Consider the following 16,853-nt stretch of genomic DNA (forward strand, 5'->3'; position numbering starts at 1 on the left):
TCATGCGCGGTCGGAGTCGGCCCAGACCGTGGTCAACACGTGGCCGATGCGGGCGAGGGCGGTGTCGGAGGTCATCCGCCAGTGCGTGGCGGCGACGGCGTGGTTGTGCACGGTGCCGTCGACGGCCTCGGCCCAGCCCGCCGCGCCGCCCGCACCGGTGGGGTCGTCGTGGGCGGCGGTGAAATACAGCAGCGTGCCCTTGTAGCGGCGCGGCCGGTAGCGGGCGATGAGGTCGAGCGAGCGCGCACCCTCGGCCAGCAGCCGGCTCAGCCGCTCGGCGCCGAAGGAGGCGAACGGCTCGGGCAGGTCGGCGATCAGCTCGGCGAGCCGAGCCGAATCCAGTTGCGCCGGATCGAATTCGGCGTCCAGGACGGCCGCGTGGTCGCCGAGCAACCCGCCGAGCAGGTCGGCCACCGGCACGGTCGAGACCGCGACGGGTTCGACCAGGCGCGGGCTGTCCATCATCGCCAGCGTGGCGACCCGCTGTCCCTCGTCCTGCAGCTGCACCGCGACGGCGTGCGCGAGCACGCCGCCGAGCGACCAGCCCAGCAGGTGATACGGGCCCTCCGGCTGCACCGCGCGGATCTCGCGAACGTAGCGGCGCGCCCACTCCTCGATCGAATCCGGCAGCGGCGCCGCCGAATTCAGCACCGGAGACTGCAGGCCGTAGAGATCGCGGTCGGGCTCGAGGTGCGCGGCCAGCCCGGCGAACGACCATGCCACGCCACCGGCGGGATGCACACAGAACAGCGGTGGCCTGCTGCCGCCACGGCGCAGCGGCAGCAGCACGTCGAAGGCGGCGTCGGCCTCGACCCGGCCCCGGCCGGCACGCGCCCGGTCGAGCTGATCGACGATCCCGGCGGGGGTGGGTGCGGCGAACAGCCAGATCACCGGCACGGGTTCGGCCAGCCGTGCGGCCAACCGGGTGGCGAGCCGGGTCGCCAGCAGCGAATTGCCGCCGCGTTCGAAGAAGTTGTCGTCCAGGCCGACCCGTTCCACCCCGAGCGCCTCGGCGAAGGCGGCGCACACCGCGGTCTCCAGCTCGGTCTCCGGCGCGCGATACTCGCGTGCGCGCAGGTCCGGCCGCGGCAGTGCGGCGCGGTCGAGTTTGCCGTTGGCGGTCAGCGGCAGCGCGTCGAGCCGCACCAGCGCCGCGGGCACCATGTAGCCGGGCAACGTCCCGGCCAGCGCGGCACGCAGGTCCTCGGTGTCGACCGGCGTGCGGGTGGTGACGTAGCCGACCAGCATCGCCTCGGCACCGCCCGCGCCGTGCGCACCGCCCGTGCCGTGCGCACCACCTGCGCCGTGCGCGAGGACGACGGCCTCGGCCACGGCCGGATGGGCGCGCAGCGCGTGCTCGATCTCGGCGAGTTCGATGCGATACCCGCGCACCTTGACCTGGAAGTCGCGGCGCTGCACGAAGACCAGCTGGCCCTCGACGGTCCAGCGCACCAGGTCGCCGGTGCGGTAGAGCCGCTCCCCCGGTGCACCGAACGGGTCGGCGACGAACCGTTCGGCGGTGAGGTCGGGCCTGCGATGGTAGCCGCGGGCCAGCTGCGCACCACCCAGATACAGCTCGCCGACCACGCCGGTGGGCACCGGGTGCAGCCGGTCGTCGAGGACGTAGACCCGGGTACCCGCCTCGGGGGCGCCGATGGGAGCGATCGCCCCGTGCTCGTCGGCGCCGGTGCGGTAGCGGGTCACCGAGACGGTCGCCTCGGTCGGGCCGTACAAGTTGTCCAGCCTCGCCTGGGTCGATTCGCCGGTGCGCCGGACGGTGTCGGTGGGCAGCGCCTCGCCGATCACCAGCAGCCTGCGCAGCGCCGCGGGCAGACCGCGCTCCCCGGCCACCTCGGTGAGCATCGCCAACTGGGCGGGCACCAGTGTCACGGTGGTGACGGCGGCGTAGGTGAGCAGGTCGAGCAGGCCCTGCGGGTCACGGTGCGCACCTTCGGGGGCGAGCACCAGTCGCGCTCCGGTGCGCGGCGCCCACCAGAACTCCCACACCGACAGGTCGAAGGCGGCCGAGGTGTGCAGCAGCACGGCGTCGTCGGCGCCGAGCCCGTACTCGGACTGCATCCACTCCAGCTGATGGGTCACCGCCGCCTGCGGCACCACCACGCCCTTGGGCGCACCGGTGGAACCGGAGGTGAAGATGACGTAGGCGGTGTCCGCCGGGTGCACCGGGCGCACCAGTTCGTAGGGGCGCACCGGGTGCGCGGGCACATCGGTGCCGATCCCGGCGATGTCGAGCACGATCTCGAGCCCGGACACCCGCTCGGGCAGCATCGGCGCGCGCGTGGACACCAGCACCAGCTCCGGGTCGGCGGCCGCCAGCACGGCGGTGGTGCGTTCGAGCGGATGGGCGGGGTCCAGCGGCACGTACCCCGCCCCCGCGGTGAGCACCGCGTACATGGCGACCAGCAGCTCGGTGCTGGGCGGAATCGCCAGTGCCACGAGGGATTCCGGCCCGACACCGCGACCGATCAGCACCCGGGCCAGCCGGTTGACGGCCGCCGCGAACTCGCCGTAGGTGAGGCTGCGGTCGCCCTCGACCACGGCGATGTGCTGCGGCGTGCGCGCGGCCTGGGCATGGAATCCGGCGGCCAGGGCGCCGGTGGCACAGGTGCGGTCCGGCTGGTTCCAGGTGCGCAGCACCCGCTCGGTCTCGGCGGCGTCGAGCAACGGCAGGTCACCCACCGGGAGATCCGGCGCGGCGCAGACCGCGGCCAGCAGGCGTTGCAACCGTCCGGCGAATCCGGCGACGGTGGCCTCGTCGAACAGGGCCGTCGCGTAGGTCAGCGCGGCGGCCAGCCCGCGCGGCGTGCCGTCGGTGTCGGAGCGGTCGTTCACCACCAGGTGCAGGTCGAATTGGGACACCTCGGTGTCGACCTCGACCGGGCTCGCGGTGATCCCGTCCAGTTCCAGGTCGGCGTCGGCCTGGTTGTGGAAGGAGAAGCCCACCTGGAACAGCGGATGCCGCGCGGTGGAGCGCTCCGGGTTGACCACCTCGACCAGCCGCTCGAACGGCACGTCGGCGTGCGCGAAGGCGGCCAGGTCGGCGGCCCGCACCCGGTCGAGCAGCGCGGTGAACGACGCGCCCGGCTCGACCTCGGTGCGCAGCACCAGCGTGTTGACGAACATGCCGACCACGTCGTCCAGTTCGGCGGCGCCGCGCCCGGCGACCGGGGTGCCCACCGCGATGTCGGTGGTGCCCGACAACCGGGCCAGCAGCACCGCGAACGCCGCGTGCACCACCATGAACGGGGTCGCGCCGTGCGCGCGGGCCAGCTCGACCAGGCGGGCGTGGGTGGCGGCGTCGACGGTGAAGTCGACGTGCCTGCCCCGGGTGGAGGCCACCGCGGGACGCGGCCGGTCGGTGGGCAGCGGCAGTTCGGCGGGCAGCCCGGCCAGGGTGTCGAGCCAGAACCGCAGCTGCCGGGCGATCAGCGAATCCGGATCGTCCTCCGCGCCGAGGACGTCGCGCTGCCAGATCGCGTAGTCGGCGTACTGCACCGGCAGCGGCGCCCAGTCCGGTGCCAGGCCGCGCTTGCGCGCGGCGTAGGCGACCATCACGTCGCGGGCCAGTGGCACCAGCGAGGACCCGTCGGCGGCGATGTGGTGCATCACGACGACGAGCACGTGCTCGCGCGCGGGAACCGCGCCCGCGTCCGGGTCGGCGTCGGCGACCGGCCGGAACAGCGTGGCCCGCACCGGCGGCGCCGCCGTCACGTCGAAGCCCGCGCTCACGAAATCCACGACGGCCGTGCGCAGGTCGTCGAGGGCGACCGGAATCGCGGTGAGCGAGGGCGCGTCCGCGCGCCGCACCGGCAGCACCACCTGCACGGGAGCGCCGTCCTGCTCGGGGTAGACGGTGCGCAGCACCTCGTGCCTGGCCACCACGTCGGCCACCGCGGCGCCGAGCGCGGCCACGTCCAGCTCACCGGTCAACCGCACCGCCAGCGGAATGTTGTACGCGGTGGACTGGTGGTCGAAGCGGTTGAGGAACCACATGCGCTGCTGCGCGAGCGACAGCGGCACCGGGCCGTCGTGCTCGCGCGCGACCAGGCGCGGGCCGTGTGCCGACCCCGCGCCGGCCAGCGCGTCCGCCAGGGCCGCGACGGTGGCGTGTTCGAACACGGTCCGCACGCCGACGGTGACCGACAGCGCCGCACCCAGGCGGGCGGCGAGCTGTGTCGCGGTCAGCGAGTTGCCGCCGCGGGCGAAGAAGTCGTCGTCGAGGCCGACCCGGTCGGCGGGCAAGCCCAGCACCTCGGCGAACACCGCGGCCACCGCTCGCTGCGCCGACGTCTCGGGCGCGCGGAAGGTCGCGGCACGGAAGTGCGGCGCGGGCAGAGCCGCCCGGTCGAGCTTGCCCACCGGGGTGAGCGGCAGGTGGTCGAGCACCGTCACCGCGGCGGGCACCATGTAGGGCGGCAGCGCGCGGGCGGCGTGCGCGAGCAGAGCCGCGGTGTCCACGATCTCGCCCTGCGCCGCAACGACATACGACACCAGCGCGACGTCCTCGTCGGCCACGGCGTGTCCGACGGTGACGGCGGCGCGCACGCTCGGATGGGCGGCCAGCACCGTATCGATCTCGCCGAGTTCGATGCGCAGGCCGCGCACCTTCACCTGATGGTCGCCGCGGCCCAGGTACCGCAGCGCACCGTCGGCGGTCCAGCACGCCAGGTCACCGGTGCGGTAGAGCCTGCCGCCGGCGGGACCGTGCGGGTCGGCGACAAAACGCCCGGCGGTCAGCCCGGGACGGGCGTGGTAGCCGCGGGCCAGGCCGTGCCCGCGCAGGTACAGCTCCCCCGGCACCCCGGCGGGCACCGGCCGCAACCGGGCGTCCAGCACCACCGCGGACATGCCGGCCAGCGGCACACCGAGTTCGACGGGCCGGTCCGGCCGCAGCGGCGGGGAGACCGTGGCGACGATGGTGGTCTCGGTGGGCCCGTAGCCGTTGAACACCGCACGCCCATCACGCGCCCAAGCGGCCACGGTCTCGGTACCGAACGCCTCGCCGCCGATGATCAGATGGGTGAAGTCCGGTAGCCGGGCCGGGTCGAGGGTGCGCAGCACCGAGGGCGTGATGAACGCGTGGCTGACCCGCTCCCGCGCCATCAGCTCGGTCAGTTCGGCACCGGCGAAGACCTCCGGCGGCGCGATCACGAGGGTGCCCGCCGCCACCACGGCCAGCAGCAGCTCCAGCATCGACGCGTCGAAACTCGGTGAGGCGACGCCGAGCACGCGGGTGCGCGCGGTGACGTCGTAGCGGTCGCGCTGGGTGTAGGCGACCCCGGCGATGCCGTTGTGGGTGACCAGCGCGCCCTTGGGCAGTCCGGTGGAGCCGGAGGTGTAGATCATCCACGCGGCGTCGTCGGTGCGCACCGGGCGCACCAGTTCGCCGGGTGACACCGGCGCGGCGCTGGTGTGCCGCAGCCGCGCCGCGGTGGTGGCGGCATCGAGCACCAGCCATTCGGTGTCGCCGGGCAGTCCGGCGCGGGCGCGCTCGACCGTGAGCCCGAGCGCGGCGCCGGAATCGGTGAGCATGTGGGCGATGCGCTCGGCCGGGTAGGTCGGGTCGACCGGGACGAACGCGGCGCCGGTCTTGGCGACCGCCCACAGCGCGAGCTGGTACTCCGCCGAGCGGGGGATGGCGAGGGCGACGATGTCCTCCGCGCCGATGCCCTGCCCGATCAGCATGCGCGCCAGCCGCGAGGACTGCTCGTCCAGCGCGCGGTAGGTGAGCTGACGGTCGCCGCAGACGACGGCGATGCCGTCGGGGTTCGCCGCCGCGGCGGTGACCAGCATCGTCGCGAGCGTGTCCGGCCGCACCGGCGGCCCGGAGCGGCCGAGCAGGGCCGCGCGCTCGCCGGGGGCGAGCAGTTCGGCATCGCCGATCGGCCGGTCGGGCGCGGCGGTGAGGGCGCCGAGCAGTCTGCCGAAGCGGCGCAGCAGCGCGGCGGCGGTGGCGGCGTCGAACAGGTCGGTGGCGTATTCGAGTTCGAGAGCCAGGTGCCCGTCGGCGTCCGGGGTGTCGGCGACGCCGAACTGTAGATCGAACCGCGCGACGGTTTCGGCGAACTCCACCGGCGCGAGTTCCAGGCCGGGCACGGCGACGGTGTCGGTGCCGAGGTTCTGGTAGTTGAGCACGACCGTGAACAGCGGGTGCCTGGCCGGGTCGGCGGGCACGCCGAGGTCATCGACGATGCGCTCGAACGGCACGGTGGCGTGCGAGAACGCCTGCAGAGCGGTGGTTTTCGACTCCTCGATCAACGCGTCGAAGCTGCGGCCGGGTTCGGGTCGGCTGCGCAGTGTCAGGGTGTTGACGAACATGCCGACCAGGTCGTCCAGCGCGGCGGCGCCGCGCCCGGCGACCGGGGTGCCCACCGCGACGTCGGTCGCGCCGGACAACCGGGCCAGCAGCACCGCCAAGGCGGCGTGCACCACCATGAACGGGGTCGCCTCGTGCCGCTGCGCCAGGGCGCGGATGCGGGCGGCGACCGGTGCCCCGAGCCGGGCCCGTACCGTCGCGCCGCGCTTGGAGGCCACCGCGGGGCGGGGGCGATCGGTGGGCAGCGCCAGGTCGTCGGGCAGCCCGCGCAACTGCTCGCGCCAGTAGGCGAGTTCGCGGTCGGCGGCCGCGTCGGCCGCCGCCGACTGCCACAGTGCGTAGTCGGCGTACTGGGCGTGCAGTGGCGGCCAGGCGGGTTCGGTGCGCAGCGCCCGCGACATGTAGGCGACCAGCAGATCGCGCAGCAGCGGGCGCATCGAGAACCCGTCCGCGGCGAGGTGATGCAGCACCGCCACCAGGACGCGGCTGGTCGCGCTCTCCCGCAACAGCACGGCGCGCACCGGTACCTCGGCGGTGACGTCGAAGCCGCCGGCGAGGAATTCGGCGATCCGTGCGTCCACCCGCGCGGGGTCGACGGCTTCGATCGCCAGCCGGACAGGGGCGTCCTCGGCGGGGAGCACCACCTGGTGTCCGACACCGTCGGCGTCGGCCGGGTAGACCGTGCGCAGCGCCTCGTGCCGGGCGACCACGTCGGCGAAGGCGGCGGTGAGCCAGTTCTCGTCGAGTTCGCCGGTGATCCGCAGGGCGACGGGGATGTTGTGCGCGGGCGACTCCGGATCGAGGCGGTTGAGGAACCACATGCCGCGCTGCACCGGCGCCAGCGGCAGCACCGGCGGCCGGGGGCCGGCGACCAGCGGCACGACCGCCTCGGCGTCCGCGCCGGCGGTGAGCGCCGCGGCGAGGCCGCGCACGGTCGGCTCCTCGAACAGCAGCCGTACCGGGATGCGCCTGCCCAGCCGCTCCCCCAGCCGGGCGAGCACGCGGGTGGCGCTGAGGGAGTTGCCGCCGAGGTCGAAGAAGCTGTCGTCGACGCCGGGCCGGTCGACGCCGAGCACGCTCGCGAAGGCCGCGGCGACCAGCCGTTCGGCCGGGGTCACGGGGGCGCGGTAGGCGGCCCCGTCGAACACCGGTTCCGGCAGCGCGGCCCGGTCGAGCTTGCCGGAGACGTTGAGCGGGAACTCGTCGAGGGCCAGCAGCGCGCCGGGCACCATGTAGGCGGGCAGTGCCTCGTGCGCGGCCGCGCGGGCCCGCGCCAGCACCGCGTCGTGGTCGTCGGCGGCCTCCGGCGCGACGAGCAGGTAGCCGACCAGGTGCTCGCCGAGCACCCGCGCGGCGGCCCCCGCCACCCCGGGCACGGCCGCCAGCACGGCCTCGATCTCCCCGAGCTCGATGCGCTGGCCGCGGAACTTCACCTGGAAGTCGGTGCGGCCCAGGTAGACCAGTTCGGCGGTGTCGCCGCGGGTTTCCCAGCGCACCAGGTCACCGGTGCGGTACATGCGCTCCCCGGCCGCGCCGAACGGGTTGGCCACGAAACGGTCGGCGGTGAGCGCGGGCCTGCCGTGATAGCCACGGGCCAGCTGCACGCCCGCCAGGTACAGCTCCCCCGCCACGCCGGGCAGGGTCGGCCGCAGCCGCGAATCCAGCACGTAGACCCGGCTGTTCCACTCCGGGTTGCCGATCGGCGCGACGGCGCGGCCGGTCTCGCCGGTGACCTCGCGGTGGGTGATGCTGACCGCGGCCTCGGTCGGGCCGTACAGATTGTGCACGGCGGCGGAACTGATCGCGGTGAACGCGCGCACGGTCTCCCCCGGCAGCGCCTCGCCGATGACGAACACCATCCGCAGCGCCGCCAGCGCGGCCGCCCGCCCCGACTCGGCCACGTGCCCGGCGAACACGGCGAGCATGGTCGGCACGAAGTCGGTGACGGTCACGCCGTAGGCGCCCATCACCTCGGCGAGATAGCCGGGGTCGCGGTGCCCGTCGGGGGAGGCGAGCACGACCGTCGCGCCCACCCGCAGCGGCAGGAAATAGCCCCACAGCGAGACGTCGAAGGTGGTGGCCGTCTTCTGCAGATACACATCGCCGGAGTCGAGCCGGTAGCGCGACTGCATCCAGGTGATCTGGTTGACGATGGCGGCGTGGGACACGCTCACGCCCTTGGGTTTTCCGGTGGACCCGGAGGTGAACAGCACGTAGGCCGGGTTGTCCGGGTGCAGTGGGCCGCGGCGTTCCTCGGCGGCGACGGGGTCGTCGGCGTAGCCGTCGAGCGCGACGGTGTCCACCGCCACCACCGGGCCGTCGTAGTCGAGCGCCACATCGGCGGTGACCAGCAGCGCGGCGGGTGCGGCGGTGTCCAGGACGTGCGCGATGCGCAGCGGTGGATGGTCCGGATCGATCGGGACGTAGGCGCCACCGGCCTTGAGCACCGCGTACATCGCGACCACCAGGTCGGTGGAGCGCCGGATGGCCAGTGCCACCAGCGATTCCGGTCCGACGCCGAGGCCGATGAGGTGGCGGGCCAGCTGGTTGCCGCGCCGGTCGAGTTCGCCGTAGCTGAGCACGGCGGCGGCGGAGCCGTCGTCGGGGACGTGGATCACCGCCGGGTCGTCGGGGGTGGCGGCGGCCTGGAGCTCGAACTCGTCGAGCAGCAGTTCGGCCAGCGGCGTGGTGTGGGCGGAATCGTTCCATTCGGTGACCACCCGGTGCAGCTCGCCGGGGCCGAACAGGTCGATGTCACCGACCGGGACGTGCTGGTCGGCCACCACCGCGCCGAGCAGGCGCAGGAACCGGTCGGCGACACCGCGCACGGTGGATTCGTCGAACAGGTCGGTGGCGTAGGTGAACCGCAGCGTCTCCCCGGCGACGGTCACTTGCAGGTCGAAACGCGAGACCTCGTGCTCCACCGGATGTTCGGTGACGACGACGCCCGGCAGCTCGAGCTGGACGGGAGCGAGGTTCTGGAAGAACAGCGCCACCTGGAACAGCGGGTGCCTGGACTCCGAGCGCGGCGGGTCGAGCACCTCGACCAGCCGCTCGAACGGCACATCGGCGTGGGCGAAGGCGTCCAGGTCGCGCTCGCGGATCCGGCGCAACACGGCGTCGAAGGTGTCGGCGCCGGGCACGGCGGTGCGCAGGACCAGGGTGTTGACGAACATGCCGACCAGGTCGTCGAGGCCGCGAGCACCGCGTCCGGCGATCGGGGCGCCGACGGTGATGTCGGCGGTGCCGGAGAGCCGGGCGAGCAGCACCGCCAGCGCGGCGTGCACCACCATGAACGGGGTGGCCTCGTAGCGGGCGGCGACGGCGTCGACCCCCGCGCGCAGCTCGTCGGGCAGCGGCACGCACACGCTCGCCGCCCGGTGCGAGGCGACGGCCGGGCGCGGCCGGTCGGCGGGCAGGTCGAGCTGGGCGGGCAGGCCGCGCAGCGTCTCCTGCCAGTAGCCGAGCTGGACGGCGGCCGGCGAGTCCGGGTCGTCCTCGGCGCCGAGCAGTTCCCGCTGCCACAGCGCGTAATCGGCGTAGTGCACGCGCAGTTCCGGCCAGTCCGGGCCGGTTCCGGTCAGCTGCGCGGTGTAGGCGGCGGCCAGGTCGCGGGCCAGCGGACCCATCGAGAAGCCGTCGGCGGCGATGTGGTGGACCACCAGTGCCAGCAGGTGCTCGCGCGCGCCGAGCCGGGCCAGGCCGATGCGCAGCGGCACCTCGGCGGTGACGTCGAACGGTGTCGCGACGAACTCGGTGAGCGCGGCGGCCGGGTCGGCGCCGTCGAGGTCGATGATCTCGGGCACCCGGCCGGGCGGGAGGATCTGCTGGTGGCCGATACCGTCGCGGTCCGGATAGCGGGTGCGCAGCGTCTCGTGCCGGTCGACGACCGCCGCGACGGCCGCGGTGAGGGCCGCGCGGTCCAGCTCGCCGGTGAAGCGGATGGCCACCGGGATGTTGTGGACGGTCTCGGTGGGATCGAACCGGTTGAGGAACCACATCCGCTGCTGGGCGGGCGAGAGCGGCACATGCTCGGGACGCGGGCGCGGCGCCAGGGCGGGTTTGCGCGGTGTCGCGGCGAATTCGGCGGCGCGCGCGGCGAATCCGGCGACCGTGGGCGCGTCGAAGAGCAGGCGCACCGGAAGGTCGGCGGCCAAATCGGCGCCGAGGCGGGCGACGGCGCGGGTGGCGCTGAGCGAGTTGCCGCCCGACGCGAAGAAGTCGTCGTCCGCGCCGATGTCCGCGCGGCCGAGCACGTCGGCGAAGACGGCCGCCACCAGGCGTTCGGTCTCGGTCTCGGGGGCGCGGTAGCGGGCGGACTCGAACACCGGGTCGGGCAGTGCGGCCCGGTCGAGTTTGCCGGAGGAGTTGACCGGCAGCTCGTCGAGCACGACGAACGCGGCGGGCACCATGTAGGCGGGCAGCCGGGCCGCCAGCGCCGCGCGGACCGCGTCGAGGTCGGGGTCCGTGGCGACGAGGTAGCCGACGAGGGTGTCTTCGCCGCCCGCGGTACCGCGGACCAGGACCGCTGCCTGCTCGATGCCGGGCAGCGCGGTGAGCGCGGTCTCGATCTCGCCGAGTTCGATGCGCAGGCCGCGCAGCTTCACCTGGAAGTCGGTGCGGCCCAGGTATTCCAGCTCCCCGTCGCGGTTCCAGCGCACCAGGTCGCCGGTGCGGTACATGCGATCGCCCGGCTCGCCGAACGGGTCGGCCACGAAACGTTCGGCGGTCAGGTCGGGCCGGGCGACGTAGCCGAGCGCCAGTTGGGCCCCGGCGAGGTAGAGCTCGCCGGGCACGCCCACCGGTACCGGGCGCAGCCGGGCGTCCAGCACCAGCAGGCGGGTGTTGAACACCGGCCTACCGATAGGCACAGCACCGGTGTCGGCGTCGGTGACCTCGTGGAAGGTGACGTCGACGGCGGCTTCGGTCGGCCCGTACAGGTTGTGCACCCGGGCGCCGAGGACGCGGCGGGCGCGCTGGGCGATCGGGGCGGGCAGCGCCTCGCCGGAGGCGAACACCCGCCGCAGGCCCGTGCGGTCGGCGGCGGGCTCGGCGAGGAACACCGCCAGCATCGAGGGCACGAAATGCACGGTGGTGACGCGCTCGTCGACGATCAGCCGCGCCAGGTAGGCCGGGTCGCGGTGGCCGTCGGGCCTGGCGACCACCAGGCGCGCGCCGACCTGCAAGGGCCAGAAGAACTCCCACACCGACACGTCGAAGGTGGCGGGGGTCTTCTGCAGCACGACGTCGTCGGGACGCAGGCCGTAGCGGTCCTGCATCCACACCAACCGGTTGACGATGGCGGCGTGCGCGACCGCCACACCCTTCGGGCGGCCGGTGGAGCCGGAGGTGAACAGGACGTAGGCCGGGTGGCCGGGCCGCAGCGGGGCGCGGCGTTCGGCGTCCCGGATCGGGCCGTCGGCGAACCGGCTCAGCTCCAGCCGGTCGACACGCACCTGCGGCGCGGTGCCGACGGGCAGGTCCGCACCCGCGGTGAGCACGCAGACCGGGCGGGCCGTGCGCAGCACGTACGCGACGCGCTCGGCCGGATGCTCCGGATCGATCGGCACGTAGGCGCCACCGGCCAGGGTGACCGCGTACATGCCGACCACCAGGTCCACCGAGCGCCGCATGCCCAGCGCCACCGCGCTGCCCGGCGCGACACCCTGGGTGACCAGCCACCGCGCCAATCGCCGCGCGCGGGCGGCGAACTCGGCGTAGGACAGACTCGTCCCCTCGAAGGTCAGCGCGATCGCGTCGGGGGTGCGGCGCACCTGCCGCTCGAACAGCGAGGCCAGGGTGTCGTCGGGGGCGGCGACCGGGTGGGCGGTGTCGTTCCAGTGCCGCAGCACCAGTGCGCGTTCGCCGGTGGCGAGGAGGTCGAGGTCGCCGACCGGGCGGGCCGGGTCGGCCACCGCCGCCGACAGCAGCCGGATCAGGCGCTCGGCGAAGGACGCGACGGTCGCCTCGTCGAACAGGTCGGTGGCGTACCGCAGCACCGCGCGCACGGCGGTGCCCGCCTCGGTGCCGAGTTCGGCCAGTTCCAGGGCGAGATCGAACTGGGCGATGCCGCTGTCGAGCGGGTACGGCGCCACCTCGAGACCGGGCAGCCGCAGCACGGTGTCGTCGCGGTGCTCGTAGGTGAGCAGCGCCTGCACGATCGGGGCGTGCGCCTGCGAGCGCACCGGGTTCAGGTCCTCGACGAGCCGCTCGAACGGCAGGTCGGCATTGGCGAAGGCGCGCACGTCGATCTCGCGCACCCGGTGCAGCAGTTCGGCGAAGCTCTGCCCCGCGGGTACCGGTGTGCGCAGCACGACCGTGTTGACGAACATGCCGACCAGGTCGTCGAGTGCCGCCTCGGCCCGGCCGGCGACCGGGGTGCCGATCGCCACGTCCGCGGTGCCCGCCAGCCGGGCCAGCAGGACCGCGTAGGCAGCGTGCACCACCATGAACGGCGAGACGCCGTGGCGGCGGGCGGTGTCGGCGATCGCGGCGGTGAGCTCGGTGGAGAGCGCGAACTCGACGGTCGCGCCGCGGCCGGAGGCCACCGGGGGCCGCGGGCGGTCGGCGGGAAGCTCGAGCACCGGGGCGAGTCCGGCGAGTTCGGCGCGCCAGTGCGCGGATTGGCGGGCCAGCACCGAGGCGGGATCGTCGGGGTCACCGAGTGTTTCGCGCTGCCAGAGCGCGAAGTCGGCGTACTGCACCGGCAGCGGTGCCCAGCCCGGCGCGGCGCCGGCCGCGCGGGCGGCGTAGGCGGTCATCAGGTCGCGGGCCAGCGGCGCGGTCGAGACGCCGTCGGCGGCGATGTGATGGACCACGACGGCGAGCACGTGCTCGTCCGCGGCGAGCCGGAACAGCCTGGCGCGCACCGGAAGTTCGGTGCGCAGGTCGAACCCGTCGGCCAGGAAGCCGAGTACGGCGGTGGCCGGATCGCCCTCGACGCGGACCGGATCGAGGTCCGGCGCCGGGCCCGGTGCCCGCACGACCTGGTGCGGGCCCTCGGCATCGGCCGGGAACACGGTGCGCAGGGATTCGTGGCGCGCCGTCACGTCGGCGAGGGCCGTGCCCAGCGCGGGCACGTCGAGCGCGCCGGTGAGCCGGATGGTGAGCGGGATGTTGTACACCGGCGACTCGGGGTCGAGCCGGTTCAGCAGCCAGATGCGGGTCTGCGCCGCCGACAGCGGGATGCGCTGCGGACGCGGCCGGGCGGCCAGCGGGGCCCGCGACGGCGCGCCCGCCGCCGCGCGCACCCGCTCGGCCAGCTGCGCCACCGTGGGCGCTTCGAAGACCTCCCGCACCGACAGGTCCACGCCGAGCGCGCTGGCCGCGCGGGCGACCAGGCGCATGGCCAGCAGCGAGTTGCCGCCCAGGGCGAAGAAGTCGTCGTCGGCGCCGACCCGCACACCGCCGCCGAGCAGATCGGCGATCAGGGTGGCCAGCACCGTCTCGGCGCCCTCGCGAGGCGCCCGATACGCGGTCGTGGCGGCGGTGAACTCCGGCCGCGGCAGCGCCGCGCGGTCCAGTTTGCCCACCGTGGTCAGCGGCATCTCCGCCAGCACGACCAGGTGCGCGGGCACCATGTACCCGGGCAGCCGGTCACGCAGGACGTCCAGCACCGCCGCCGCCGACAGATCGTCACCGCTGACATACCCGACCAGCGCGTCGCGCCCGGCCGAGTCGGCGACCACCCGCACCGCGGCGTTCGCGACGCCGGGTACCGCGGCCAGCGCCGCCTCGATCTCCCCGAGCTCGATCCGCTGTCCGCGCAGCTTCACCTGGAAGTCGTTGCGGCCCAGGTAGATCAGATCGCCGTCGCGGTTCCAGCGCACCAGGTCGCCGGTGCGGTACATCAGGCTGCCCGGTACGCCGAACGGGTCGGCGACGAACCGTTCGGCGGTCGGTCCCGGCCGGCGGTGGTAGCCGCGGGCGAGCTGGTCACCGGCCAGGTACAGCTCGCCCGGCACCCCGATCGGCACCGGCCGCAACCGCGTGTCGAGCACGTAGACCCTGGTGTTCCAGCACGGCCGCCCGATCGCCACGTCGCGGCCCTGCGCCACGTCGGCGTCGGTGAACTCGTGGTAGACCGCCGAGATCGCGGCCTCGGTGGGGCCGTAGGCGTTGTGTACCGCGCCGTCGAACACTGCGCGCAGGGCGGTGAGCAGGTCGGGGGTCAGCGCCTCGCCGCCGCAGTGCAGGTGCCGGAACGACGCGAGCGCGTCGCCCATGCCCTCGGCGATCAGCGCGGCCAGCACCGAAGGCACGTATTCGGCGATGGTGATGCGGTGCTCGCGCAGCAGGTCGGCGAAGGCGGCCAGGTCCAGGTGCGCGCCGGGCGCGGCGATCACCAGCGGCGCGCCGACGGCGACCGGCAGGAAGCACTCCCAGACCGAGACGTCGAAGGTCAACGGCGCGCGCTGCAGGATGCGGTCCGCGCCGGTCACCTGGTAGCGGTGCTCCAGCCAGCGCAGCTGGTTCATGATGGCGCGGTGGGTCACCGCGACGCCCTTGGGCCGCCCGGTGGAGCCGGAGGTGAACAGCACGTAGGCGGTGTTGTCCGGGCGCAGGGCGGCGGTGCGGTCGGCGTCGGTGACCGGCCGGGCCGGTGCGTCGGCGAGGTCGAGGTCGGCCATTTGCAGGACGGGGACCCCGAGCGGTGGCAGGTCCGCGCCCGCTGGTACGAGCACCAGGGCCGGCTGCGCGGATTCGACGATGTGGGCCAGTCGGTCGGCCGGGTGCGCGGGGTCCAGCGGCAGGTAGGCGCCGCCCGCGCGCACGATCGCGTACATCGCGACCAGCATGTCCAGGCCCCGGTGCGCGACCAGGCCGACGACGCGCTCGGGCCCCACTCCCGCGCCGATGAGGTAATGGGCCAACCGGTTCACCCGCTCGGCGAGTTCGGTGTAGGTGCGGGTGTCGGCGCCGACGGTGACCGCGTGACCGTCTGGATCGGCGGCCACCCGGGTGGTGAGCAGGTCGTCGAGGGTTTCGGCGGGCAGCCGGTGTGCGGTGGCGTTGCGGTCGGCCAGCAGCATGCCGCGTTCGGCCACCGACATCAGTTCGACATCGCCGACGACGGTCCTGGCGTCGCGCACCATCGCCCGCAGCACGCGTTCGAAACCGGCCAGGAAACCGGTCACGGTCGGCTCGTCGAACAGGTCGAGCGCGTAGTGCAGGTACACGTCGATGCCGGCCGGTGCGCCCTCGGCGTCGTAGCGGTCGGTGAGCGTCCAGTCCAGATCCACCTGGATGGGCGCCGGGCCGACCTCGAGCGCGGTGATCTCGAGGCGGTGCAGCCGCACCTGCGGCGCGGCCTGGTTCTGTAGCGTCAACGCCACCTGGTACAGCGGCGAATGCGCTTGCGAGCGCACCGGATTGAGCGCGTCGACGAGCTGTTCGAAGGGGACGAGGGCGTGGTCGAAGGCGGCCAGGTCGGTGTCGCGCACGGTGTCGATCAGCTCGGCGAGCGGGGCGTCGGGGCGGACCCGGGTGCGCAGCACGAGAGTGTTGACGAACATGCCGACCAGCTCGTCGAGCGCGGCGTCGCCGCGCCCGGCCACCGGGGCGCCGAGCACCACGTCGTCGGTGACGGCGAGCCTGCTCAGCAACGCGGCCAGGGCGGCGTGCAGCACCATGAACGGTGTCGCCCGGTGCGCGGCGGCGAGTTCCACGATGCCGCAGTGCAGGGCGGCGTCGAGGTGTCCGGTGACCGCGCCGCCCCGGCCGGTGGCGACCGCGGGGCGCGGCCGGTCGACGGGCAGGGTGAGCACGTCCGGCAGTCCGGCCAGCTGCTCGGTCCAGTACCGCAGCTGGCCGGCGAGCACCGAGCCGGGCTCGTCGGGGGCGCCGAGGGCGCGGCGCTGCCAGCAGGCGTAGTCGGCGTACTGCACCGGCAGCGGCGCCCAGGCGGGGGCGACGCCCGCGCAGCGCGCCACGTAGGCGGCGGCCAGGTCGCGGGTCAGCGGGGCGAAGGACCAGCCGTCGGCGGCGATGTGGTGCACGACGAACAGCAGCACGTGTTCGGGACCGCGCGCGTCGCGCACCTCGAGCAGCTTCACCCGCACCGGCACCTCGGCGGTGACGTCGAAGGGCGTGCTCGCGGCGGCGGCGACGAGTTCGGGTAGTTCCGCGGCGCGCACGGGCCGGGCGACCAGGTCGACCAGGCGGGTGCCCGCGGGCAACACCACCTGGTGGGCGGCGCCGTCCTGTTCGGGGTAGAGGGTGCGCAGCGTCTCGTGGCGGGCGATCACGTCGGCGATGGCGGCATCCAGCGCGGGCACGTTCAGCGCACCGGACAGGCGCAGCGCGAACGGGATCTGGTAGCCGCCGCCACGGTTGTCGAACCGGTTGAGGAACCACATGCGCTGCTGGGCGATGGACAGCGGGACCGGGTCCAGCCGCGCGCCGCCGGTCAGCGGCGGCAGGTCGGGCGCGGCGGATTCCGCCGGTGCACCGACGACGCGGGCGAGTTCGGCGACGGTGGGGGCGTCGAACACCGCGCGCACCGGCACCGGCACAC

At 74.3% G+C, this 16,853-nt stretch carries 1 protein-coding gene (cut by a window edge); it reads right to left on the bottom strand.

What is annotated here, in order from left to right; all coding sequences use genetic code 11:
• A protein-coding gene (locus CRM89_RS19115) for a non-ribosomal peptide synthetase (RefSeq protein ID WP_098085435.1) crosses the window boundary here: on the bottom strand, window positions 1-16,853 show its 3' portion. It continues 8,464 nt past the right edge of the window; only the last 16,853 of its 25,317 coding nucleotides appear in the window; its start codon lies beyond the right edge, outside the window — the gene reads right to left on this strand; the stop codon is at window positions 1-3.

The sequence above is a fragment of the Nocardia sp. FDAARGOS_372 genome (genome assembly GCF_002554515.1).
Lineage (GTDB): Bacteria > Actinomycetota > Actinomycetes > Mycobacteriales > Mycobacteriaceae > Nocardia > Nocardia farcinica.